Here is a 23,816-nt window from a genome sequence, read left to right on the forward strand (position 1 = left end):
CATCCACTGCGATGGGGGTCAGGCGGGATCCTCGACTTTGCCGGCCGCTGACGGGTGGACCGGGCGAATCGGGCGCGGCTCCAACCAGGTCCGTTCCCGGGGTCCCGGCGGATAGGCATGCTTCTTGCCCGCAATCGTGATCACCAGGGCGGCCAGCACCGGCAGCGCGGCTGCCACGGGGACCAGCATGGGACCTCCCGCCACCAGCGCGCCGGAACCGTACAGGGCGCCAACGGTGATGCCCAGCTGGATGGTCAGCACCGTGAGGCCGTTGGCCGCCTCACTGTACTCGCCGCCGGCCCGGAGGATGGCGGACTGGTTGTAGATGCCGATGGCTCCCAGGCCGGCTCCCCAGATGGTCATCAGGACCAGGGCCAGCGGAAGGTTGCCCACCGCCAGGGGCAGCAGTGCCATCGAGACGGCGATCGCCGCCGTCGTGATCATCAGCGAACGCCGCGGACGCGAATCCACGGTGAGTCCCGCGATCCAAATACCCAGCAGGCCTGAGGCGCCGAGCACGGTGAGCGCCAGGCTGGTGGCGTACTCCGGCAGCGCGGCTTCACGGATAAACGGGGCGATGTAGGTGAACAGGGCGAAGTGGGCCAGGACCAGCAGCGGCCAGGCAGTGGCCACCGCCTTGACGCCGGGTTCGGCGATGGCGCGCCGGATGGATGGCCGGGCGGTATCCGAAATCCGCTGCACCCGAGGCAGCATGAAAAACGCCAGGACGGTCAGCAGCAGGCCGAATCCTGCAAGGACCAGGAATGCCGCCCGCCAGCCGAGCAGCCCGCCCAGGGCCGTGCCCACCGGCGCGCCGATGGCCAGGCCCAGGCTGTTGCCGCTGAAGACGATGGCCAACGCCTTGCCCACCTGGTTCGCCGGAACCACCCGGGTCACGAACGGCGCCATGGTGGTCCACAGCAGGCCGTGCGCCAGTCCGCCCACCATCCGGGCGATCATCGCGGTGGTGAAATCCGGGGAGAGCCCCACCCAGGCGTTGCTGGCCGCGAACGTCAGGACCAGCCCCACCAGCAGGGTGTGCCGGGGGATCCGTGCCAGCAGCCGGGCGACCGGCACCACTGTGACCACGATGACGGCGGCATAGGCTGCGGCGAGGTACCCGGCGACGGGTTCGGTGATGTTCAGGCCGGCGCTGATTTGCGGCAGCAGGCCCGAGGGGAGGAGTTCTGTGGTGATGGCGGTGAAGGCAATGGTCGCCAGGACCAGGAGGGCGGCGTAGGGAAATCGGGCAGGGCTGGGCACGGAAGTCGCGGAGGACATGGGGGAGCGGATCCATTCAAGGGGGTGGGGTTGGAAAGCGGCTCGCTGGCCGGACAATTCCTCCCTTAAATTTACAGGATCCGGGGTCCCGAAATCGACATGACGACGCCTGAGGCGGGGCGTCCGAAGGGTGGTCACCCCAGCCCATCGCGGGCGGCCAGACAGTACGTTTGATAGCAGTGCAGACAGAGGCCGCACGTGGGCCGCGGACCGTGATCAAAGGAGCAAAATGAGCAGTTGTGGAACGGAACGCCGGGCTGCGCGCGCAGAGCTGGTGGGCGCCGTATGAGCGCCCGGTTGCGGGTGAGCCTGCCCAGCCGGGAACTGTTGGAGGCGCTCGAACCGGCCGACGGCGTCGAGTTTGTCCTCTGGGACCTCACAGGCGACGCACCGGACGGCCGGCTGGACCTGCTGGTGCCGCCCTACATGGGCAGCACCGGTGCGCTGGCCGCGCTGGAGGGCGCGGACGTGGGCCTGGTGCAGAGCCAGTCCATCGGGTACGACGGCGTCGCGGACGTGCTGCCCGCCGGCGTCGCCTTCGCCAACGCAGCAGGAGTCCACGAGACCTCGACGGCGGAGCTTGCCCTGGGCATGATGATCGCCGCTCAGCGAGGGATCCCGGAGTTCGCCCGCCACCAGGCCACTGGCTACTGGGACCGGGGCCAACGTCCCAGCCTGGCCGACCGGCGGGTACTGCTGGTGGGCTACGGCGGTGTGGGCAAAGCCATCGAAGCACGGCTGCTGCCGTTCGAAACCGAGGTGACACGCTTGGCCAGCCGTGCCCGCCAGGATGCCGCAGGAACCATCCACGGCATCGATGCCCTCTATGACCAGCTGCCGCTCCACGAGATCGTGGTGGTGAGCGTCCCGCTGAGTGAGGACACCCGCCAGCTGGTGGACGCGAAGTTCCTGGCCGCGATGCAGGATGGTGCCCTGCTGGTGAACGTGGCCCGCGGACAGGTGGCGGACACCGAGGCACTCCTGGCCGAGACCGCGTCAAGCAGGCTCCGTGCCGCGCTGGATGTCACGGACCCGGAACCGCTGCCGGCAGACCATCCGCTGTGGACCACCCCCGGCGTGCTCATCACCCCGCACGTGGGCGGTGCAAGCTCGGCGATGTTCCCCCGAATGGTCAAGCTGGTGCGCAAGCAGATCGGCCTTCTCCTCGAGTGCAAGGACCCGGTGAACGTGGTGCTGGGCGGTCCGTCCGGGGGTTAAGCGGCGGTGACGCCACTGCGGCTATCCGCAGTGGCGTCGTGGCGGCCTGTTCAGGGCTGCTTCCGGACTCCTATGCTGGGCCCATGTCTACCTATGAGGTCCGCCGCAGCGCGGTCATCCCTGCCGCCCCGGAAGATATCTTTCCCCTGGTCAACAGCTTCCGCGAGTGGGGCGCGTGGTCCCCGTGGGAAAAGGTGGACCCCGGCATGAGCCGCCGCTACTACGGCCCCGCGTCGGGTCCCGGAGCGGGGTATGAATGGAGCGGCAACCGGAAGGCCGGCAGCGGCACCATGGAGATCGTCGAGTCGGCGCCGTCCAGCACCATTGGCATCCGCCTCCAGTTCACCAAGCCGTTCAAGGCCCTGAACCCCACCACCTTCACGTTCGCTCCCGTCCCCGGCGGCACCGAGGTCACGTGGAAGATGACCGGCGAAAACAAGGGCGCCGCGAAAATCTTCGCGCTGTTCATGAATATGGACAAGATGGTGGGCTCGGACTTTGAACGCGGCCTCACCTCGCTGGCGTCTGCCGTGGCGGCAAAGAAGAAAAGCTGAGGCCAGCCTCGTGGGCACCATTGACGACGCGCTGGCGGAGCTGCCCGAGCCCAGCCGGAGCTGCCTTCGGCACATCGTGGCTGTGGCCCGCTCCGTGGCGCCGGAGGCCACCGAAGGCGTGAGCTACGGCATGCCCGCGCTCAAGCTCGACGGCAAGCCGCTGATGGGGGTGGTGGCCGCCGCCAGGCATCTGTCCATCTTCCCGTTCTCGCCGGCGGTGGTGGAGGCTGTGGCCGGCAGCCTGGACGGTTACTCGTTGTCCAAGGGCACCATCCGCTTCACCGCGGAGCGGCCCCTGCCGGACGCTGTGGTGGAAGAGGTCGTCCGACGCCGGATGGCTGAGATCCGCAACTAGGCTGACGAGGCGGCCCTGGCCCGCCTAAGTGGTCCTGCCACCGCTGCCTTGCTGAAGGTCTTACCGCCGGGCTGCCCGGGCGTTTACGCTGGCCCCATGGCTGATACTTTTGCGTCCCTCGTGGACACGTTCAAGAATGTGGGAGTCACCAAGGCTTACGGCACGCCCTTGAACGTGGGAGGCCAGGAGATCGTGCCGGTGGCGCTGGTTTCCTTCGGTTTCGGCGGCGGCAGCGAGCCCGGCGACGGCGCATCCGGAGGTGGCGGCGGGGGCATGGTGATGCCCGTGGGCGTCTACACCACCGTCAACGGCCGGATGGTCTTCCGGCCCAACACCCTGGCCCTGCTCGCCTGCCTGGTGCCGCTGGTCGCCGTGGCCGGGACCGCGGTGCGACGCTCCATTGCCGCGGCCCGGAAGTAACGCGGACGCCCGCCGTCGTTCCCTTCCAAGGCCCGCCTGGCCGCGTCCCGCCGTCGCGCGTTCCGTGGCACCCGCCGCACCGAATATTTCCCTATATCGCTCCGGCCAAAGCAGTTCCATAATGGCCTCATAGGCTTCGGGGACCCTCTCCGCCAATGCGACCTGTGATGGCCGGGCGCAGGAGAGTCCCAGGTGGCAGCCCCGGTGTCGGCGCAGCGGGCGGTCACGCGGCCCGCCAGATCTCCGGCAGGGACCTCTCGGACCGTTACAGGGGGAGAGCACCGCCATCGCAAGATTGCACCAAGGAGATTTGTCATGCTCAAGGATTCGCAGGTCATGGCAGTACTGCCCGCCAAGGACATCGACCGGGCACGGGAGTTCTACCGCGACAAGCTGGGACTCGAGCCCAGCCAGACCATCGAAGGGGATAACCTCATTTACCAGTGCGGCAACGGCACCGGATTCCTGCTCTACCAGACGGACAACGCCGGCACGGCGAAGAACACCCAGATGGGCTGGGGAGTGGCGGACGTAGAGAAGGAAGTGGAGGAACTGCGCGGCCGCGGCGTGGTCTTCGAGGACTACGACATGCCCGGGCTCAAGACCGAGAACGGCATCGCCACCATGGAAGGCATGGGCCAGGGGGCCTGGTTCCTCGACAGCGAGGGCAACATCCTCAACATCTCGTCGATGCCGATGTAGCCACCGGTTCACCACACAGCAACGGACGACGCCGGCCGGCGCCTCCCACGGCACCCCCACCCGGGTGCCGTGCAGGCGGAAGGCCGGCGCCGCCGTCGTGCGCGCTCTTCGGCCAGCCTTCTCCGTGCGGGTCAGCCGTTGAGGATCTGTTCCCGCAGGATGTCCGCGTGGCCGCAGTGCTGCGCGATCTCCCGGATCATGTGCAGGTACACCCAGCGCAGCGGCAACGGACCGCGGCGGTTGCCCCGGACCACGTCGTCAAGGTCCATCCCGGATGCCGCCTGCCGGGATGCCTCGCACGCCTGGCGGTAGGCATTCCGGATACTGGCAATGCTGTCTTCCCCGCCGAGGATGAAGGATTCGTCCGGGGTGGCGGGAATGCCGATCTCGGCGCGGGACCGCCCCGTGACGGCTTCGTCGAACCAGACCTTCTCGACGAATGCCGCGTGCTTGACCAGCCCCAGCAGCGTGGTCCTGGACGGCACCAGGGACCGGCGGGCCTGCTCCTCCGTGAGGCCATCCAGGCACGCTTCCAACATGGCGCGGTGCTGGTCCAGGAACGCCTCGAACTGGGCACGGGCGGGCTGGTTGATGACGTCGTCGGGCGTCAGGGAGGAGACTGCAGGCATGGCTGCAGTATGCCACGCCCCGGCCCCGTGGACCCGGTGGTTAGACTGCGGCTTCGCGCTTGCCGCTGAACGCAATGCGGACAGCCCGGCGAAGGCTGAGCTTGCTCCGTCGGCTGACCACAATCACGGCGGCCAGCCCGGTCAGCAGGACCACCAGGCCACCCACCGCCACGGACCAGCGGGCACCGAATTCGCTGCCCACCCACCCGATCAGCGGCGAGCCCACGGCCGTTCCGCCCTGCAGGATCGCCAGGTAGAGGGCCAGCACCCGGCCGCGGAACTGCGGTTCCACGGAGAGCTGGATGCTGGTGTTGCAGCTGTTCAGGAACGTGATGGACGCCAGGCCCACTGGTATCAGCACGGCGGTGTAGAGCCAGAACGACGGCGCCACGCTGGCTACCAGCGTGAAGATCCCCAGGCCCAGGGCGCCGCCCAGCAGGAACCTTAGCCGGGGCCGCGCGCGCCGGGCGGCCAGCAGTGCGCCGGCCAGGGTGCCGACGGCCATGATGGAGCCCAGCAGGCCAAACTCGCCCGGCCCGGCGTGGAATTCGGTGGTGGCCATCAGGGCGTTCGTGACGGGGAAATTCATGCCGAAGGCGCCAAGGATCCCCACCAGGACCATGATCAGGACGAGGTCCGGCCGGCGCTTCACGTACCGCATGCCCTCGGTCACCTGGTGTTTGCTGCGCTCTGCCCGCAGGGTAGGCACAAGCTCGGAGGTACGGATGAAGAACAGGGACCAGATCACTGCCGCGTAGCTGGCGGCGTTGAGCAGGAACACCGGCCCGGTGCCTACCCAGGCGATCAGGACGCCGGCGACCGCCGGGCCCGTGAGCCGGGCGGTGTTGAAGGACGCCGAGTTCAGGGCCACGGCATTGGAGATGTTGTCCTGGCCCACCAGTTCCGAGACAAAGGACTGCCGCGCGGGGGCGTCGATGGCGCTGGCAATGCCCAGGCACAACGCGGCGAGGTAGGCATGCCAGAGCTGGGCTGTGCCCGTGACCACCAGCAGGCCGATGGCCAGACCGGTGATTCCCATGGCCAGTTGGGTCCACAGCAGGATGACGCGTTTGCGGTAGCGGTCCGCCAGGACTCCGCCGTAGGGTCCGAGCAGCAGCATTGGAAGGAACTGCAGGCCGGTGGTGATGCCGACGGCAGCGCCGTCGTGGTTGGTCAGGACGGTGAGCACCAGCCAGTCCTGGGCGATGCGCTGCATCCAGGTGCCCACGTTGGAGACCAGGGCCCCTGCGGCCCAGATGCGGTAGTTGCGGTTTTCGAGGGCGCGGAACATCTGGCTCATTTGCCGCTCATTTCCTGCATGATGCGTGCGGCGCGGCTGAGGATGTCACGGTCTTCCGCGCTCAGGCCCGCCACCCGCTGTGCCAGCCAGGCGGTGCGCTGTTCCCTTGCCTCCGCGAGGACGACCCTGCCGGCGTCGGTGATGTCGACCCGGACCTGCCGGCCGTCGTCGGGATGCTGGGTCCTGGTGACGAAGCCCTGGTCGGTGAGGGCGTTGACTATGCGGGTCATGGACGGTGCCTGTACATGCTCGCGGTCGGCGAGTTCGCGGAGGGTCCGGGCGCCGTCACCGTGCAGGACGGCGAGGACGGTGTACTGGCCGGGGGTGATGACTTCACCGGTTGCCTCGACGCGGAGCCGGCGCGAAGTGCGCATCACGGCGGTGCGGAGGTCGATGGCGAGGGTGTCCGGGGTGATCTGCGGGGTTTCTTTGGTCTTGGTTTCGGTGGGGGCCATATGGGCGGGTGCGCCTCCTGGAGTGGTCGGCTTATCATTTGCTTAGCACTGCTAATTAGTTCTGCTAACTATCATCCTCCTTCTTGTTGCTGGCGGCAACCTTTTTTGGTGTGGTTCCGCTAACGTCCGGCCCGCGGCGTGAACCTTGGCACAATGGAGCGCGTGACTGGGCGCAGAACTGAAACGAACCGCAAATCCGGGCTGACCTGGAAGGGGAAGCTGAACCTGGCGGTGACTGTGCTGGTTCTCCTGCTGGGACCCGTCATGATGGGCCTGGGCAGCTTCATGATCGGAGCCGACGAGGACCTGGCGCGAAGCGGCGTCCAGGCAGCAGGCACCATTGTGCATTTCGACGACGTCGCCGAGGCCTCGGAGCGCAGGATGAAAGTGCAGTTCACCTCCGGCGACGGTGCCAGCCATGCGACGTGGGCCACCGTGGACCACGACCAGTACCCCGTAGTGGGTGAGGCCACCACCGTCATCTACGCGGAGCACGATCCCGGCAGGGCCATCGTTCCGGGCTACGAGAGCGACGGCGTCTGGGTGCGTGGCGTGGGCACCGTCCTGACGTGCATCTTCGCGGGCCTGGGTGTCATTTTTGTCCTGCTGATGGTGGGCGCCTACCTCAAGGGGCGCTCGCAGAGGGGCAAGGATGCCCCGTCGCCTGAGTAGATGTGATTGGCCCGGTCCAAGGGCGGCTCTGGCAGGAGCTGCCGGACCGGCATAGGCTCTGCTCCACCATGACCGAGCAGCAGCCTTATGAATCAGTCCGCCGCTATCCGCACTTCGAGCTGCGCCGCTACCCGGACTACGTCGTCGCTGAGGTGGCGGTGTCCGCGGAATTTCACCGTGCAGGGAACGTGGCCTTCCGCCGCCTCTTCAACTACATCAGCGGGAACAACACAGGCGGTGCCAAGCTGGCCATGACGGCGCCCGTTGTCCAGGAAGCCGGGCAGTCCCAAAAGCTCGCGATGACCGCACCGGTCATCCAGGCCGGCCCGCTCTCCGGGGGCGGCGGATCCGCGGAGTTCGTGGTGGCTTTCGTCCTGCCGGCCGGGCTGACGGCTGAAACGGCTCCGGTCCCCACCGATCCCACCGTAAAGATACGTGCGGTGCCCGGCTCCCTGGCCGCGGTACTGCGATTCTCCGGCAGCGGCTCCGAGGCAAACTTCGTGCGCCGCAACAACGGACTTCAGGCCGCGCTCAGCCTTGCCGGGCTCACGCCCCTGGGGGCGCCCCGCTTCGCCCGCTTTGATCCGCCTTTTGAGCCGTGGTTCCTGCGGCGTAACGAAGTGGTGCAGGACGTGCGCGAGGCGTAGCTGGGTACAGCCTGCTGGCCCGCCAGCAACGGCCTCGGCTCGTCGCCGCCGCGTGGGATGAGGGGCAGGCTCGGAGGCCCCGTTGCGTCCCACCTTGTTGGGCAGAAGACTCCGATAGTTTCCTGAAGAATGAGGAAGCCCGGCAGAAGCTCCCTTGGCAGTTCCCGAAGGCCCCGTAAGAAACAAGTACTCGCCTGCGCGTTGTTAGCGTGCACATTGCCCAGCCTGCCCATCCTCAGGGTCTGCGGTCTTATCAGCAAAACGGTTGTTATTGCTGAAACTTTACGATAGTTTCTTCGTGTGATGCAGGTCGCACTGCTGGGGAGCCCGCGGCCACGATGCCAAACCGAAGGACAACGATGACCCGCGAGGACAGCACCACCACATCCGAAGAACGCCTGAGGCGGCTGCGCGAGCGGCTTGGCGGCATCGCCTACGGCGGGGACTACAACCCCGAACAGTGGCCCCGGGAGGTGTGGGACGAGGATGTGCGCCTGATGAAAGACGCCGGAGTCAACCTGGTCACGCTCGCCGTGTTCTCTTGGGGCAGGCTCGAAACGGCAGACGGCGAATACAACTTCGGCTGGCTCGACGACATTATGGACCTGTTGCATGCCAATGGGATTGGCGTGGACCTGGCCACCCCGGACGCGGTTCCGCCGGCCTGGCTTATCGCGCAATACCCGGACATCCTGCCGGTGCTGGCCGATGGCAGCACCTTTGGATTCGGATCGCGCCAGCACTTCGACGTCTCGCACCCCGTCTATCAGGCCAAGTCCAGGGCCATTGCGGAAAAGATGGGCGAACGCTACGCCGGACACCCGGCCCTGTGCATGTGGCACATCAATAACGAATACGGTCCAGTGTCCTACGGACCCCATGCCGACCTGGCCTTCCGGGAATGGCTCCAGGCCAAGTACAGCAGCCTGGAAGCCCTCAACAGTGCGTGGAGCACAGACGTTTGGGGCCAGGTCTACTCCGCCTGGGCACAGGTCAACGCACCCGCCCAACCGCGTACCTGGTCCAACCCGTCACGCCGGCTGGACTACCACCGGTTCACATCGGACAGCATGCTTGCGCACTACAGGACCCAGCGCGACATCCTGCGCCGCTTCACGCCTGGCCTGCCCATCGTCACTAACTTCATGCGGTTCTACAAGAACAATGACTACTGGGCCTGGGCTGCTGAGGAAGACGCGGCGGCCCTGGACATTTACCCGGACCCCAGGGAGCAGGACGCCCACGTCGCCGCAGCCCTCAACTTCGACCTGATGCGCTCCCTGCGGAAAGGCCAGCCATGGCTGGTGATGGAGCAGGCCACGGCAGCAGTCAGTCAATGGTCTGTCAACGTCTCCAAGCTGCCGGGCAAGATGCGTCTGGGCTCGTATCAGGCGATTGCCCAGGGTGCCGACTCCATCCTGTTCTTCCAATGGCGCCAGGCCAGCGGCGGCACCGAGCGCTTCCACTCCGGCATGGTCAACCACGCGGGACCTAACACCCGCGTCTTCCGCGAAGTCTGCGAACTGGGCCGTGAGTTGAAGGGCCTGTCAGGTGTCGCAGGCACCCGTTCAGCCGCCAAGGTGGCCATCGTCTTCGACTGGGACTGCTGGTGGGCGCTGGAACTGGGCAACTCTCCGCGCTCGGACCTGAGCTACCCGCAGGAAGTCCTCCGCCTGTACCGCCCGTTCTTTGATGCCAACATCCCGGTGGACTTCGTGCACGCCGGGAGCGACCTCAGCGGCTACAGCCTGGTGGTCCTTCCCGCCAGCTACCTGCTGACGGACCAGGCCGCGCAGCGTATCGAGGATTTTGTGTCCGGCGGCGGACGCCTTGTGGCCAGCTACCTCTCCGGAATTGTCGACCAGGACAACACCATCAGGCTCGGCGGCTACCCCGGAGCTCTCCGCAACGTTCTGGGCGCCTGGAGCGAGGAACTACATCCGCTCGCCGGGGACGGCGAAGAGGTCAAACTTTCCACGGCCGACGGCGGCACAGCCTCTGCGGATTACTGGACAGAGCATCTGCACACCACGGGCGCGGACGTCCTGGCCACCTACGCGTCCGGACGGCTTGCAGGAGCACCCGCCGTCACCCGCAACACTTTCGGTGCGGGCACTGCCGTCTACCTCTCATCGCGCGTGGATGGCACCTTCCTGGAGCAGTTGCTCGCAACTGAACGCGATGCTGCGGGGATACGGCCCGAACTCAACGCACCTCGCGGAGTGCAGGTCCGCCGTCGGACGGGCAACGGCAGCAGCTTCCTGCTGGTCCTCAACCACAACGACGCACCTTCGGGAGTAGATGTTGGAGCCGGCGGCACCGACCTGCTGACCGGGACTGACGTCACCGGAACCGTGGAGCTCGCCGCCAACGGCGTCCTGGTCATTGAAGAAGCGACCTCGGCAGCGACAGCCGCCGGAACCGGCAGGTAGGAGGCAGCCATGGCCATGCGATTGGAAGTACCGCCCGAGGCGGTCACCTCAGACGGTCCGGAGCGGACCGGAAAACCTCGAAAGAAGCCCGGCGGCTGGAAACTTGCCATCAAACGGGACTGGCGGCTGTACACGCTGGTGCTGCTGCCGCTGGCCTACTTTGCTGTGTTCCGCTACCTGCCAATGGCCGGCAACGTGATTGCCTTCCGGCAGTTTCAACCTGGCGGAAGCATCTTTGGCGAGAAGTGGGTCGGCCTGAAGTACGTCACCCTTTTCATCAACGATCCCAGCTTCTGGCAGGCTTTCCAGAACACCATCATCCTGGGAGTGCTGACCCTCCTGTTCTGCTTCCCAATGCCCATCATCTTCGCTCTGATGCTCAATGAGCTGCGTTCCCAGAAGTTCAAGAAGTTCGTCCAGACTGTGGCCTACCTGCCGCACTTCATGTCTGTGGTGATCATCGCCGGCATGATCCTGCAGAACTTCTCGATGACCGGCACAGTGAACCAGATCGCCAACACGGTGTTCGGCACCACGGTCAACTTCACCCAGGACGCCGGGTGGTTCCGGCCGATGTACATCAGCTCCGAGGTGTGGCAGACCATGGGGTGGGGCGCCATCCTTTACCTGGCCGCGCTGACCCGGGTGGACGAGACACTGTATGAGGCCGCGCGGATCGACGGCGCCAACCGCTGGCAGCAGACCTGGCACATCACGCTGCCGGCCATCCGGCCCACCATCATCACGCTGCTGATCCTGAATATCGGCACGTTCATGGCCGTGGGGTTCGAAAAGATCCTGCTGATATACAACCCGTTGAACTATGAAACCTCGGACGTGATCTCTACGTACCTGTACCGGGTTGGCCTGGAGTCGTCCAACTTCAGCTACGCCGCCGCCATCGGCATGTTCGAATCCGTCATCGGCCTCACGCTGATCCTCTCCGCGAACGCCCTCTCCAAACGGCTCGCAGGAACGAGCCTGTGGTGACCGGGGCAAGGACGAAAGGGACTGTGATGCAGAAAGCCGCTACGAAGGCCCGGCCCGCCAAAGAATCCGGGGTCCTGGTCAAAGACATGAGGATCTCATCGGCCATGCGCGTGTTCCGGGCCGCCAACCTGGTGTTCCTGTTGTTGGTGGTGTTCTTCACCCTCTACCCGTTCCTGAACATCATCGCCCAAAGCTTCTCCAGCGAAGGGTTCATTAACGCCGGCCAAGTCAACCTCGTACCCCGGGGATTCAACACCGAGACCTACAAACTGATCCTTGCGGACTCGACGTTCTGGCGGAACTACGGCAACACCGTCCTCTACACCGTTGTCGCCACCGCCATCTCCATGGTGCTCACCACCAGCTTCGCCTACGCCATCGCCAAAAAAGACCTGAAAGGACGCGGCCTGTTCATCGGCATCGCGGTGTTCACCATGTTCTTCAACGGCGGGCTGATCCCGAACTACGTGCTCATCACATCGCTGGGCATGCGGGACACCCTGTGGGCTGTAGTGCTACCCAACGCGATCAGCGTCTTCAACCTGCTCATCATGAAGTCGTTCTTCGAAAACATGCCGCGGGAACTGGAGGAAGCAGCCGCCATCGATGGCCTCACCCAATACGGCGTCCTGTTCAAAGTAGTCCTGCCCCTCAGCAAGGCCATCGTGGCCACCATGGTGTTGTTCTACGCGGTGGCCAACTGGAACTCGTGGTTCCAGGCCTTCCTCTACCTGGACAACCCGGACCTCTTCCCGGTGACCATCTACCTCCGGAACATGATCGCCGGCGTCACCACGGCAAGCTCCGCCGGCGGCACCGCCGAAAACGTGGGCCAGATCGCCGCGAACATCCAGTCGGTCACCATCGTCCTCACCGTCATACCCATCCTTTGTGTCTACCCGTTCGTCCAGAAGTACTTCTTCACGGGCGTCATGCTCGGCTCCGTCAAGGAATAAACCGTTATGAAAGGAAAGCCCATGATCCGCAGACGAGACTTCCTCGGCCTCTCCGCGCTCGCAGCCTTCGGCCTGATGGTGGCCGGATGCGACGCCGAATCGGAGAGCAAGGTAGACACTACGAAGGCCCTCAACGGTGCGATGGACAGCTTCGGGGTGGGGGATACGTTCAAGGCGACGGCGCCGCTGACCTTCACCTTCCTCTTCAGCGACCAGCCCACATACCCCTACAAAAAGGACTGGCTGCTGTTCACCAAGATGGCCAGCGACAACAACGTCACGCTCCAACCCACCATCGTGCCCAGCAGCGACTACGAACAAAAGCGAAGCCTGCTCATCAGTTCCGGAAGTGCCCCGGAAATCATCGCCAAGACCTATCCCGGGCAGGAGAGCGCCTACGTCTCGTCCGGGGCCGTCCTGCCTGTCAGCGACTATGTGGACCTCATGCCCCACTACCAGGACAAGGTGAAGAAGTGGAAGCTCGAGGCCGAAATTGAGGGCCTGACCCAGCAAGACGGCAAGTACTACGTGCTGCCGGGCCTCCACGAAGAGCTGTGGCCCGACTACACACTGGCGTTCCGCACGGACGTGCTGGAAAAGGAAGGCATTGCCGAGCCCAAGACCTGGGATGAATTCCGCGAAGTACTGCGCAAACTCAAAAAGTCCCACCCCGACATCGTGCCCTTCTCTGACCGGTTCAACGGCAACAGTGTGCTGAACATCGCCGGCAACGCCTTCAACACGGTGGCAGGCTGGGGACTCGTGGACGGCCTGAATTTCGACGAGGACAAGAAGGAGTTCACCTTCGGCGCCGCCACCAGCCAGTTCAAGGACCTGGTGACGTACTTCAACTCCCTGGTGTCCGAGGGGCTGATGGACCCCGAGAGCTTCACCCAGACCGACGACTCGGCGATCCAGAAGTTCACCTCGGGCAAGTCATTCGTAATCAGCGCCAATTCCCAGAACATCATCACCTACCGAACGTCCATGGAGCAGTCCCTGGGCAAGGGAAACTTCACCGTCCGGAAAATCACTGTTCCCGGCGGTCCGGCAGGCGACGTCATCGGCGGGTCCCGGCTGGAGAACGGCATCATGCTGAACTCGTCGGTCAAGGACAAAGACAGTTTCGTGGCCCTGATGCAGTACATCGACTGGCTGTTCTACAGCGATGCCGGCCAGGAGTTTTCCAAGTGGGGCGTGCAGGGAACCACCTACACCAAGGAAGGAAGCAAGCGCGTCCTGGCCAAGGACATCAACTTCCAGGGACTGAACCCTTCCGGCTCCAAGGACCTGCGGGTGGACTACGGGTTCTCCGGGGGCAATTTCGCCTACGGCGGCACCACGGACCTCCTGCAGTCCACCTTCAACGACGAGGAACTGGCCTTCCAGGAGGCCATGAAGAGCAAGAAGGCCAAGGCTGTCTCGCCGCCCGTCCCCTTCAGTGACACCGACCGGGAGCAGGCCACTCTGGTGCTCACCCCGTTGAAGGACCATGTCAAGCAGAACACGCTGAAGTTCATCACCGGGCAGCGGAGCCTTGCCGAGTTCGACGCCTACGTCAAGGAACTGGACGCCAAGGGAATGGGCAAATACGTAGAGTTGGCCAACAAGGCTTACAAGGCCTACGCGGAGAAAAAATAACGCGTACGACGGCGGCGGCAGGCCTTCTGCGGTGACCGAAAGGCAGTAAGTGGTTCAGAAGAAGACGGAGTACGGTGCCGGCCCGCTGTTCAGGGTGGCCGGCACCGTTGCCGGTGTGATGATGGGCTCTGGCCTGCTGGTCCTGGCCAATGCTTTTTTGCTGCCGGCACTGGCGGCCCAGCCTGTGGCCGGTGCCGCAGGAGGTTGGCTGGTCCTCGCAGCACTGGTTCCTTGGGGGCCGGCGCTGGTGGCGTGCGCCTATGCATTCAACCGGTTGCTGGCCGGACATGGGCACGGCGTCTTCCGGGACTTCCAGCAGAGCTACCGGCTGAACTTTGTGCAGGCCATCAAGGTATGGCTGCCCTATCTGCTCGCCCTGGCAGTGATCACCACCAACCTGGCGGGAGTGCCTGCCGGGCTGGGGACTGACAATCCTGCAGGACCCGCATTCCGGTTGGCGCTGCTGGTGATGGCGCTCCTGGTGGCCACGGCATCAACGAATGCGCTGCTGCTTCAGGCCCGGTTCTCCTTCCGCACGCAGGACCTGTACCGGCTGTCCCTGTACAGCTTTGGGGCCCAGAAGCGCGTGGTCCTGGGCAACGCGGGCATCCTGTTCGTTTCCGCCACCCTGCTGCTGATGACCACCGCGCTGCTGCTGCCGGTCATGGCCGGAACCGCGCTGTTCCTGGTTTGCCTGAACTCCCGCCCGTTGCTGCGCCTGGTGGAGGAGAAGTTCACTGCTGCGCCCCCGGAAGAGCCCGGTACGCCGTAACTGTTCAAAGCAGTCCTTCCCCAGGACACCGGGAGCCGGGTGCGGCACCCCCTACTGCGGCGTGACCGTGACGGGTGTCAGCATTTCCCGGGCAAAGCCTGCCCCGCGGCGCTCGCCGTGCAGTATTACTTCGTGTGTGTGGACATCGTGCGTGCTGGAGGTAGCCACGTGCAGCTTTACCAGACCGGGTGTGACTACGCGCTGCAGGTCCATGCCTGTGAATGACGTCCGGTCGGCGTGCACAGTGAATTCCACCCGGGCGGAGGCACCGGCCGCGAGTTCCACCCGCGCGTAGCCGATCAGTTCCCGGACCGGACGGACCACCTCACCCACAGGGTCTTCCAGGTACAGCTGCACCACCTCGGCGCCGTCCACGTCCCCGTTGTTGGTCACGAGGCAGCCGATGCTGACTTCACCCGTGGTCGGCATCGTGGGAGTGCCGGCGGCATGGTCCGAGAAGCCGAACGACGTATAGGACAGGCCGTGGCCAAACCCGAACAGCGGCGAGGGGTCCAGCGCACTGACGCCGGAGGGGCCGGCAAGCCGGCTGCGCAGGTAGGTTCCCGGTTGGCCTCCGGAGGTGGCCGGTACGGATACCGGCAGCTTGCCCGACGGGTTCACCGAACCAGCCAAAACGTCCCAAAGTGCTTCTGCACCCTCCTCGCCCGGGAAGAAGCCTTGGACGATGGCTCCGGCGCGGTCCGCGAAGTCGCCCAGTGCGTACGGCCGGCCGCTGAGGACCACGACGACGGCACGCGTCCCGGCGGCCCTTGCAGCCGTGAGTACCCGGTCCAACATGCGGTGCTGGTCGCCTGGGAGCTGAAGGTCTGCGGCATCATTGCCTTCTCCGGAGGTGCCGCGTCCAAAGAGGCCAGCGTTGTCGCCCACAGCAATGACGCAGGTATCCACCGAAGCGGCAATGCGGCAGGCTTCGGCAATCTGGTCTTCAGTGATGGCCTCGCAGGTCCCGGTGGCAGCGGAAAGGACATCACCGAAGCGCTCGCTGGCGGCTCCGGCCACAGTGGGTACCCGGATACCCATGGGCACCTCAGGATGGGATGCGCCCACGTGGGCGTCAAATGAGTAGCAGCCCAGCATCGCGAACGGGTCTTCCGCCAGCGGACCCACCACACCGAGGGATGCCAAGGCAGCGGCCGGCAGTGGCAGGCAAGGGCTGTTGCCGTGTGTCTTGTTCGCGAGCAGCACCAGCGACTGTGCCGCGATCTCACGGGCCAGCGCCCGGTTACCTGCCGGGTCCAGATCGATGGATCCGGCTTCAAGTGCCGGGGGAGCAGGGCGGAAGCCTTTCGCGAGGAGCCCGGCCTCCTGCTTCTGCAGCAGGACCCTGCGGAGGGCGGTGTCCACCAACGATTCGGGAACCTCGCCGGAGCGGACACGTTCGAGCAGGGGCCTGCCGTAGCAGTTCACCGTGGGCAGTTCCACGTCCACTCCGGCAGCCAGGGCCAGCGCGGCTGCCTCGCCGGAATCGGCGGCGATACCGTGAGTGGCGTGGAGGAATGCGATCCCGAAATAGTCCGCTACCACCGTTCCGTTGAATCCCCATTCGCCGCGAAGCAGCGCGGTGAGGAGTGCGTGGTTGGCGGCGGCGGGAACGCCGTCGGTATCGGTATACGCGTGCATCACAGAGCGGGCTTGGCCGTGCTTAATGGCCATCTCGAACGGTGGCAGCATGACGTCCGCCAGCTCACGCGGACCCATGGAAACCGGTGCGTGGTTCCGTCCGGCCCGGGAAGCGGAGTAGCCCACGAAGTGTTTGAGCGTAGCCACGATTCCGGTGCCTTCCAGGCCTGAAACATAGGCGCTGGCCACAGTGCCCACGAGGTACGGGTCCTCGCCGATGGTCTCTTCCACCCGGCCCCACCGAAGGTCGCGCACCACGTCGAGCACCGGCGCCAGGCCCTGGTGAATTCCCAGTTCGCGCATCTGCGCACCGATCAGGCCGGCCATGCGGTGGACCAGTGGGGGATTGAAGGTGGCTCCCCAGGCCAGCGGCACGGGAAATGCCGTGGCCTTCCATGCGGCGAGCCCGGCCAGGCACTCCTCGTGTACCTGCGCAGGGATGCCGAACCGGGAGGCGGCCATGATCTGTTCCTGGGCCGCGGCCAGCCGGCGCGCGCCCTCGAGCGGTTCCAGCGGGACTGTGCCGTACATACGGGTGATCTGTCCCAACCCGGAGGAAATGACGTCCTCCCAAGTCCTCGCGTCGCCAGCCATCTGGTTCTGCAGCGGCGCCACGGAGTCACCGTCCGTGGAGGCATTCACCCACACGCCCACCAGCTGGGCCAGCTTCTCCTCAAGCGTCATGTCGCGGACCAATTCCTCGATGGAGAAGTCTTCGCCGGGGTCACGCGGCTCAATGCCGGAGGTGCTGTTGGGAGTGGCTTGCTTCTCGGCGGCACCGCTGGTCACGGGCTTCTCCTAGGATCGTGAACTGGTCACTTAGAAAGTATCAGGAATTTCCTGTTAGTTTCTAGAGCAAAGGCCTTGACTGTTTAAAGGAAATATTCCTACGGTTGAAGCGTTGACCCGGAAAGTTGCTGCGATCTGCCGCTGGAAACTTCCGTATGGACAGCGAAAGTTTCCAGCCGAGGTTGGCTTGCCCATCAGGGACTGGCACGGGTCGACAACCCAGGACACCAGGCACCACGCGGACCCTGCAACGACGGAGAGAATATGCGGACATACAGAGTGGCCATCGTGGGGACCGGCGGAATTGCTGCGGTGCACGCGGACAATCTGGCCAGAACCGGAGGGCGGGCTGAACTTGTGGCGGCCTGTGACGTGGACCAGGACCGCCTCAGCGCCTTTGCGCAGCAATACGGCATTCCCGGCGCCTACCTCACGCTCGCCGAGTTGCTGGCGGACGCCAAACCGGACATCGTCCATCTCTGTACCCCGCCCGTGTTCCATATACGGCAGGCGCTTGAATGCCTGCAGGCGGGCGTCCACGTTCTGTCCGAGAAGCCCCCGGCCCTCAGTTTGGCTGACTTCGACCGGCTGGAAACGGCACAGGCGAACGGCGGTGCTGAGTTCTCCTGCGTCTTCCAGCACCGCTTCGGTGATGCCGCGGCCGCTGCCCGCCAACTGGTTGGGGGTAACGAGTTCGGCCGTCCGCTCGTGGCCCGGTGCGACACCCTCTGGTACCGTCCGGACAGCTACTGGGACCTTCCCTGGCGCGGAACGTGGGACGCTGAAGGCGGCGGGCCCACCATGGGCCACGGAATCCACCAGTTCGATCTCCTCCTGCACCTGCTCGGCGAATGGGAAGAAGTCACCGCCATTGCCGGCCGCCAGGCCCGGGCGACGTCCACGGAGGACGTTTCCGCGGCGCTGGTCCGCTTCCGGAACGGCGCTGTGGCCACCATCGTCAACTCGCTTCTCTCGCCCCGGGAAACCTCTGACATCAGGATCGACTGCGAGTTTGCCACCGTGGAACTCAGCCACCTCTACGGCTACAGCACGGACAACTGGACCATTACCGGGGCCCCCGGGCATGAAGACCGGGTGGCCTCCGCCTGGCGCAGCCAGTTTCTGGAGCGCGGCAGCGGACACTCAGCTCAGTTCCTGGCCATGTATGACGCGCTCGACGACGGGCGGCTGCTCCCAGCCGGGGCCGGCTCGGCGCGGCGAACGCTGGAGCTCGCTGCCGCGATCTACGCCTCGGCATTCACCGGCGGGGCAGTCCGTCGCGGCCAGATTGTTGAGGGGCACCCGTTTTACGGCGGCATGGACGGAGAAGGGCTAGGCACCAGCGTCCTCGGAGCCCTGGCACTCAACACGTCCGCCGCGGGCAGCATCCGCACCTGACATTCACCCCCATCCAAGGAGCCACCAGCATGACCATTCCCGCAACCACTTCCGTCGGCCAGTTGGAGTACCAGGACAACGGAGCCGCCCTCACCTTCACCGTGGATGGCCGGGCCATTGCCACCTACACGTACCGGCCCACCGACGACCAGTACGAAAGTCCGCGTCCCTTCTTTCATCCGCTCATCACCCTGGGCGGCGACGAGGTGACCATTGCCAGGCCGTGGGATCACGTCTGGCATAAAGGACTCTCGTGGGCGCTGCCCAACGTAGGCCCGCACAACTTCTGGGGCGGCGCCACTTACACACGCGCCACGGAGTACGCCAACCTTGAAAACAACGGCGCCATGACGCACCAGGCGTTCACTGCCATCAGTGACACCAGAGAGGGGATCAGTGCATCTGAAGCCCTCACCTGGACGTCCCAGGCGGGACAGCCGGTTATCGAGGAGTACCGCCGCTTCAGCATCCAGCTGCTGGCCGGCCCCGTCCGGACCGTCGCGGACCTGGAGGGCGCGTATGCCATCCTTTTCGAAACAACGATGGGCAACATCTCAGGCGAAGAGATCCTGATCGGCAGCCCCACCACGGAGGGCCGCCACAACGCCGGCTACGGCGGCCTGTTCTGGCGGGGGCCCCGCTCGTTCACCGGTGGCGAGTTCCGCAGCCCGGAGGGCACGGGCACCGACGAATTCATGGGCACCCGTTCGCCATGGATCGCTTTCACGGGCAAGCACGATGTCAGCTGCCGTTCCTCCACCATCATGTTTGTGGAGGGCACAGGAAATCCCGGCGCCCCCGGCAAGTGGTTTGCCCGATCCTCCATGTTCGCGTGTTTGGGGTCCGCACCCTTCTTCAGCGAAGAAGTGCCGCTGGGGGAGGGTGCGCAGCTGACGTACCGCTACGCCGTCGTGATCGCCGACGGCGGTGTGGACCAGGCCCGCGCCGAGGCTCTGGGCGATGCCGCCCAGGCAGCGCTCACCAGCTGGGTGTAAGGGTGGGCTCCAGCTTTCCCGGGGCCACCGGACTGTCCGAGATCAGCATCTACGACTGGCCCGGTGCGGACGGCGCCGCCGGGGGCTCACCGCACCTCCACACGGCCTCCACCGAGGCCTACGTGGTGCAGGAGGGCGCCGGCCGGCTTGAGACGCTGGATTCGAACGGCTTCACATCGACCCCGCTGGTTCCCGGCACGGTGCTGTGGTTTACACCCGGCACAGTTCACCGGGCCATCAACGATTCGGGCGACCTCAAGGTCCTGGTGGTGATGCAGAATGCCGGCCTTCCGGAGCGCGGCGACGCCGTCATGACCTTCCCGCCGGAGCATCTGGTGGACGCCGCGGTGTACCGCCGGGCGGCCGTTCTGGACCATGGCGATGCGGACGCCGGACTCGCCGCAGCGGAGAACGCTGCGCGCCGCCGTCGTGATCTCGCGTTGGAAGGATACCTTGAGCTCAAGGAGGCCGTCCTGAGAAGCGGACCACGTGCCTTGGGGGATTTCCATGCCGCGGCCGCCCGGCTGGCCGGGTCAATGAACGGGACGTGGGGGCGGGTGCTGGCCGGCGGAGCGGTTCAGCAGGCCGAAACCACCCGTCAGCAACTACGATCTCTGGATACGGCCGAAAGTTTCTATCTGAGCAAAGCCCGCACTACCATGGGAAAACGGGAAAACCACAGGATCTTTGGCATGTGCGGCCGGATCCAGGCGTGGGAACTTTCCGATAACTGACACCGGCCTAATCCCCGGGTGAAAGGTTGGCTTCTGTGGTGAGCAAGCAGGACACCGGGCGTGCAACAATCAGCGAAATTGCCCGGGAGGCCGGGGTCTCCGTTCCCACCGTGTCCAAGGTGCTGAACGGGCACGCCCACGTGGCTGCCGAGACCCGCGCCCGGGTGGAAGAGATCATCGCCCGGCGTGACTACGCCCGCCGGCCTGCCAAACGCCGCCAGAAGGCCGGGCTGGTGGACCTGGTCTTCCCCGGCCTGGGGTCCGAATGGGCGCTGGAAATCATCGAAGGCGTGGAGCGGGTGGCACAGGACGCCGGGTACGGCACTGTGGTGAGCAGCCTCAGCATGGACGGTTCCCGCATACGGCCGTGGCTGGCAAACCTGGCGGAGCGGAAATCCGACGGGCTGCTGATGGCCGTGTACCAACTGGATGCCAAGCAGATCCAACGCATCAAGTCCCTGGGAATTCCGGTGGTGCTGATCGATCCCGTCGGCCAGCCGGGCCCGGACCTGATGACCGTGGGTGCGGCGAACTGGGACGGCGCATTTTCGGCGACTGACCACCTGCTGAAACTCGGGCACCGGAGGATCGCCATGATTGGCGGACGCGAGGACCTGCAATGCAGCAGCGCTCGCGAGGATGGCTACATTTCCGCGTTGCGCCGCGGGGGCATAGCAGTGAATCCTGCGCTGATGGTCCCGGGGGACTTCTCCATCGAGTCCGGCGAGGCGGCCACCCGCAAACTCCTGGAACTGCCGGACAGGCCGACTGCGATATTCACCGGAAATGACGACCAGGCCATGGGCGCCTACAGGGCTGCGCGTGCCGCCGGGCTGCGGATCCCGGAGGACCTGTCCATCATCGGGTTCGACGACATTCCGGCGGCCGAGTGGATTGAGCCGGGCCTGACCACAGTCCGCCAACCGGTGGTGCAGATGGCCGAGACCGCCATGCGGGCTTTGCTGCGGCACCTGGACGGCGACGAGGAGCTGCCCCAACGCATCGAGCTGGGTACGGAGCTGGTGGTCCGCGGGTCAACGGCGGCGCCCGCGAAGCGCTGACCCCGGCTCCGGCAGTGGCTAGGCTGGGGCCATGGACTATGTGCTTCGCCAGGCCACCCCGGATGACGCCGAGAATGTCGTGCTGATGCATACGGCCGCGCACGAGGAAAGCTACGGGCACCTGCTGTCGCCCGGTTTCTTCGCGGAACGGCGACGGTCCGTGCCGGAACGCGTGGCCCGCCGTCGGCCGTATCTTGACGTTCCGCACCCACGGATCGTTGCCGAGGATGCCAACGGTGAGATTGTCGGCCTGGCCGATGCCGGGCCCTCGCGCCACGAGCACGCGCCGTTTCCCCTGGAGCTCTACTCCATATTCGTCCTGGCCAAGGCACAGGGGACAGGGTTGGGAACAGCGTTGCTGGCTGCCGCCCTCGGTGACGCTCCGGCATACCTGTGGGTGCTTGAGGACAACACGAAGGCGCAGGCTTTCTACCGCCACCAGGGTTTCACGTTCGACGGCGGACGCGGCCACCTTCCGCCCGAGTGGGAGGGCGTGCCGGAGCTGCGGATGGTCCGGGACCGGCGAGTGGATTCCTAGCCGGCAGGCTCTGTCACCAGCAGGTCTCCCACGCCGCAGTCCAGCGCGGTGCAGACTGCGGCGAGGGTGGAAAACCTGATGGCCTTGGCGCGGTCATTCTTCAGGACCGAGAGGTTCACCAGGCTGACGCCCACCCGTTTGCTGAGCTCGGTCAGCGTCATGCCGCGCTGCTCCAGCAATTCATCGAGCCTGCAGTGGATGCCGGTGGTTTCCTCCGCGGGCATCAGACCAGGCCCTCGGTGTCTTTCTGGAGCCGGCCGCCGAACTGGAAGACGCCGGCGATGAGGATCAGCGCGATTCCGGCCACGACAGGCAGCAGGCTGATGGTGCCTTCGAAGATGACGCTGCCGGGGGCGCTGTCTGCATTCAGCCCGATGGCATCGGCCAGCCGTGTCCGGGCCAGTTGGTCCAGCACCTGGCCTGCCGTGCCGGCCAGTGCCAGGGCCGCTCCGCAGGCGCCAATGATCCACACCGAGCCCCTGGTGAACAGCGTATCGCCCCGCAACCGGAACGCCAGCAGGAACAGCAGGGTCAGTACGGCAAGGACGCCAACCTGGGTCAGTGCGGCTGCCCACGCCAGCTGCCGGGCCTCGGCGCCGGGGAGGGCCGGGATGGTGGCGTCGACGGCGGAAAAGCGGGCCTCGGCGCCGAGCTCCAGGCCAGCCACTTTCTGGGTTGGATCAACGGGCAGCGTCAGCGTGACGGGTCCGGAAAAGATGTCCGCGATGCCGACGACGGACATGACGCTTGAGCCGGCGGCGATCACGGCCGAGCCGACCATCAGCACCAGGGCATCCGTCCTGGACACCACCTCGCGCTTCCTGTTCTCCGACGGACGTCCGGTGCGCTTGGCCAGCTTCATGTTTCCCCCATAAGTTATCGAATATCGTTATTAACGATATTCGATAACTTAGCGGCTCGGCCAGCCTTCGGTCAAGCTTCCGCGGCCGTTAGTGCCTACGCTGTGTGCGCGTCCCTGACGGCGGGCGGAGTCGCCCCCTGGAGGACCCAGCGGTTGCCGTCCGGATCGGCGAAGTGGGCAAACAGCACGCCGCCCATGTCCTGGACCTCGCTGATGTCCGCGCCGCGGTCCACCAGCTCGGCGCGAAGGGCGGGGAGGTCCGGCGCGACCAGTTGCAGTCCTTCCAGGCTGCCCGGCGCCATCGCGGTCATTCCTGTGCCGATGACTACTGACGTGGGCGAGCCCGGGGGAGTCAGCTGCACCACCCGCATCCCCGGGATGTGCTCCACATCGTGGTCCAGCACAAAGCCCAGCTTTTCGGTGTAGAACTCTTTAGCCCGGTCGACGTCGGACACGGGCACCTGGACAACTTCAAGGCGCATTTCCATGCGCGCCACTCTACCTTTGTGGCAGTGCCTTCCTGCGGGAATTTCCGGATGGCGAGGCCCGGTAATTTGCAAATGTTAAGGCTGCCCATTCGAGTGCGACGGACTTTCCTCAAGATCGAATCAAGGCTGGCGCAATGTTGCCCGAGCATTGGCTGGAAGTCTGAATATCGTTCCGCCCTGGGAATAGGCTCAGCGACGATGAGTTTGTCGGGCTTAGCAGGAGGCCCGGCAAGTGCGGGGCCGCAATTTATTTGGGCCCTCACAAATGGGGGAAAATGTCCGAGTA

At 65.4% G+C, this 23,816-nt stretch carries 25 protein-coding genes; 17 read left to right on the forward strand and 8 right to left on the reverse strand.

The features are described from left to right. Positions 1–18: 18 nt before the first annotated feature. On the reverse strand, positions 19–1,281 hold the full coding sequence (locus tag ACP3TD_RS05780) for an MFS transporter (RefSeq protein WP_426766038.1): 1,263 nt from the start codon (positions 1,279–1,281) through the stop codon (positions 19–21). A 285-nt stretch (positions 1,282–1,566) separates the two neighbouring features. Here ACP3TD_RS05780 and ACP3TD_RS05785 point away from each other — a divergent pair, with 285 nt between their 5' ends. The 5 genes from ACP3TD_RS05785 (at position 1,567) to ACP3TD_RS05805 (ending at position 4,530) form a co-directional block, all read left to right on the forward strand. Then, positions 1,567–2,499 (forward strand): 2-hydroxyacid dehydrogenase, encoded by a 933-nt coding sequence (locus ACP3TD_RS05785; RefSeq protein WP_426766039.1) that lies wholly within the window; start codon positions 1,567–1,569, stop codon positions 2,497–2,499. An 83-nt stretch (positions 2,500–2,582) separates the two neighbouring features. Further along, positions 2,583–3,053, forward strand: coding sequence for an SRPBCC family protein (locus ACP3TD_RS05790; protein ID WP_426766041.1), 471 nt, complete (start codon positions 2,583–2,585; stop codon positions 3,051–3,053). Positions 3,054–3,063: 10 nt separating this feature from the next. Then, entirely contained in the window at positions 3,064–3,408 is a 345-nt protein-coding gene (locus ACP3TD_RS05795) for an iron chaperone (protein ID WP_426766043.1), read from the forward strand. A gap of 96 nt (positions 3,409–3,504) precedes the next feature. Further along, positions 3,505–3,828 carry a hypothetical protein gene (locus tag ACP3TD_RS05800; RefSeq protein ID WP_426766045.1) on the forward strand — a complete coding sequence of 108 codons (324 nt, stop codon included), beginning with the start codon at positions 3,505–3,507 and terminating at the stop codon, positions 3,826–3,828. A gap of 315 nt (positions 3,829–4,143) precedes the next feature. Further along, a complete protein-coding gene (locus tag ACP3TD_RS05805; protein ID WP_045732023.1) occupies positions 4,144–4,530 on the forward strand; it encodes a VOC family protein in 387 nt (128 codons plus the stop codon). A gap of 131 nt (positions 4,531–4,661) precedes the next feature. Here the strand turns inward: ACP3TD_RS05805 and ACP3TD_RS05810 are convergent, their stop codons facing one another. From ACP3TD_RS05810 to ACP3TD_RS05820, 3 genes are read right to left on the reverse strand one after another with little or no spacing between them, the layout of a single operon-like run. Next, the gene (locus ACP3TD_RS05810) at positions 4,662–5,159 is read right to left on the reverse strand and encodes a DinB family protein (protein ID WP_426766047.1); all 498 of its coding nucleotides are present in this window, start codon (positions 5,157–5,159) and stop codon (positions 4,662–4,664) included. A 40-nt stretch (positions 5,160–5,199) separates the two neighbouring features. Beyond that, on the reverse strand, positions 5,200–6,459 hold the full coding sequence (locus tag ACP3TD_RS05815) for an MFS transporter (protein ID WP_426766048.1): 1,260 nt from the start codon (positions 6,457–6,459) through the stop codon (positions 5,200–5,202). Continuing rightward, positions 6,456–6,914: a MarR family winged helix-turn-helix transcriptional regulator gene (locus ACP3TD_RS05820; RefSeq protein ID WP_426766049.1), complete on the reverse strand. Its 459-nt coding sequence runs from the start codon at positions 6,912–6,914 to the stop codon at positions 6,456–6,458. Before ACP3TD_RS05820 ends, ACP3TD_RS05815 begins: the two co-directional genes overlap by 4 nt. Before the next feature lie 153 nt (positions 6,915–7,067). Here ACP3TD_RS05820 and ACP3TD_RS05825 point away from each other — a divergent pair, with 153 nt between their 5' ends. From ACP3TD_RS05825 to ACP3TD_RS05855, 7 genes are all read left to right on the forward strand, one after another. Continuing rightward, positions 7,068–7,586: a DUF3592 domain-containing protein gene (locus ACP3TD_RS05825; protein ID WP_426766051.1), complete on the forward strand. Its 519-nt coding sequence runs from the start codon at positions 7,068–7,070 to the stop codon at positions 7,584–7,586. A 68-nt stretch (positions 7,587–7,654) separates the two neighbouring features. Then, complete coding sequence (locus tag ACP3TD_RS05830; RefSeq protein ID WP_426766053.1) at positions 7,655–8,233, forward strand: SOUL family heme-binding protein; 579 nt, start codon at positions 7,655–7,657, stop codon at positions 8,231–8,233. 359 nt (positions 8,234–8,592) lie between these two features. Then, a complete protein-coding gene (locus tag ACP3TD_RS05835) occupies positions 8,593–10,665 on the forward strand; it encodes a beta-galactosidase (RefSeq protein ID WP_426766054.1) in 2,073 nt (690 codons plus the stop codon). Positions 10,666–10,674: 9 nt separating this feature from the next. Then, complete coding sequence (locus ACP3TD_RS05840) at positions 10,675–11,655, forward strand: ABC transporter permease (protein ID WP_426766056.1); 981 nt, start codon at positions 10,675–10,677, stop codon at positions 11,653–11,655. Positions 11,656–11,681: 26 nt separating this feature from the next. Continuing rightward, complete coding sequence (locus ACP3TD_RS05845; protein WP_314216177.1) at positions 11,682–12,611, forward strand: carbohydrate ABC transporter permease; 930 nt, start codon at positions 11,682–11,684, stop codon at positions 12,609–12,611. Positions 12,612–12,617: 6 nt separating this feature from the next. Further along, a complete protein-coding gene (locus tag ACP3TD_RS05850; RefSeq protein WP_426766057.1) occupies positions 12,618–14,252 on the forward strand; it encodes an extracellular solute-binding protein in 1,635 nt (544 codons plus the stop codon). A gap of 49 nt (positions 14,253–14,301) precedes the next feature. Beyond that, entirely contained in the window at positions 14,302–15,024 is a 723-nt protein-coding gene (locus ACP3TD_RS05855; RefSeq protein WP_426766058.1) for a DUF624 domain-containing protein, read from the forward strand. 51 nt (positions 15,025–15,075) lie between these two features. On the opposite strand, the gene ACP3TD_RS05860 is transcribed toward ACP3TD_RS05855, so the two are convergent. Then, complete coding sequence (locus tag ACP3TD_RS05860; protein ID WP_426766060.1) at positions 15,076–17,454, reverse strand: beta-glucosidase; 2,379 nt, start codon at positions 17,452–17,454, stop codon at positions 15,076–15,078. 264 nt (positions 17,455–17,718) lie between these two features. Between ACP3TD_RS05860 and ACP3TD_RS05865 the strand changes: the two genes are divergently transcribed. From ACP3TD_RS05865 to ACP3TD_RS05885, 5 genes are read left to right on the forward strand one after another with little or no spacing between them, the layout of a single operon-like run. Further along, positions 17,719–18,852, forward strand: a complete 1,134-nt coding sequence (locus ACP3TD_RS05865) for a Gfo/Idh/MocA family protein (protein WP_426766062.1) — start codon at positions 17,719–17,721, stop codon at positions 18,850–18,852. Between the two features lie 29 nt (positions 18,853–18,881). Further along, on the forward strand, positions 18,882–19,847 hold the full coding sequence (locus ACP3TD_RS05870) for a PmoA family protein (RefSeq protein ID WP_426766064.1): 966 nt from the start codon (positions 18,882–18,884) through the stop codon (positions 19,845–19,847). A gap of 2 nt (positions 19,848–19,849) precedes the next feature. Beyond that, positions 19,850–20,581 (forward strand): cupin domain-containing protein, encoded by a 732-nt coding sequence (locus ACP3TD_RS05875; RefSeq protein ID WP_426766065.1) that lies wholly within the window; start codon positions 19,850–19,852, stop codon positions 20,579–20,581. Positions 20,582–20,616: 35 nt separating this feature from the next. Beyond that, the gene (locus tag ACP3TD_RS05880) at positions 20,617–21,642 is read left to right on the forward strand and encodes a LacI family DNA-binding transcriptional regulator (protein ID WP_426766066.1); all 1,026 of its coding nucleotides are present in this window, start codon (positions 20,617–20,619) and stop codon (positions 21,640–21,642) included. A gap of 31 nt (positions 21,643–21,673) precedes the next feature. Beyond that, a complete protein-coding gene (locus ACP3TD_RS05885) occupies positions 21,674–22,180 on the forward strand; it encodes an N-acetyltransferase family protein (protein WP_426766068.1) in 507 nt (168 codons plus the stop codon). Here ACP3TD_RS05885 and ACP3TD_RS05890 read toward each other — a convergent pair. From ACP3TD_RS05890 to ACP3TD_RS05900, 3 genes are all read right to left on the reverse strand, one after another. Continuing rightward, the gene (locus ACP3TD_RS05890; protein ID WP_426766069.1) at positions 22,177–22,404 is read right to left on the reverse strand and encodes a helix-turn-helix domain-containing protein; all 228 of its coding nucleotides are present in this window, start codon (positions 22,402–22,404) and stop codon (positions 22,177–22,179) included. The genes ACP3TD_RS05885 and ACP3TD_RS05890 overlap by 4 nt on opposite strands. Then, on the reverse strand, positions 22,404–23,042 hold the full coding sequence (locus tag ACP3TD_RS05895; RefSeq protein ID WP_426766070.1) for a hypothetical protein: 639 nt from the start codon (positions 23,040–23,042) through the stop codon (positions 22,404–22,406). The genes ACP3TD_RS05890 and ACP3TD_RS05895 overlap by 1 nt, the downstream gene beginning before the upstream one ends. A 95-nt stretch (positions 23,043–23,137) precedes the next feature. Continuing rightward, complete coding sequence (locus ACP3TD_RS05900; RefSeq protein ID WP_426766071.1) at positions 23,138–23,530, reverse strand: VOC family protein; 393 nt, start codon at positions 23,528–23,530, stop codon at positions 23,138–23,140. Positions 23,531–23,816 lie beyond the last annotated feature (286 nt).

It is taken from the genome of Pseudarthrobacter sp. 1G09, from assembly GCF_050038305.1.
In the GTDB taxonomy this organism is placed as follows: domain Bacteria; phylum Actinomycetota; class Actinomycetes; order Actinomycetales; family Micrococcaceae; genus Arthrobacter; species Arthrobacter equi.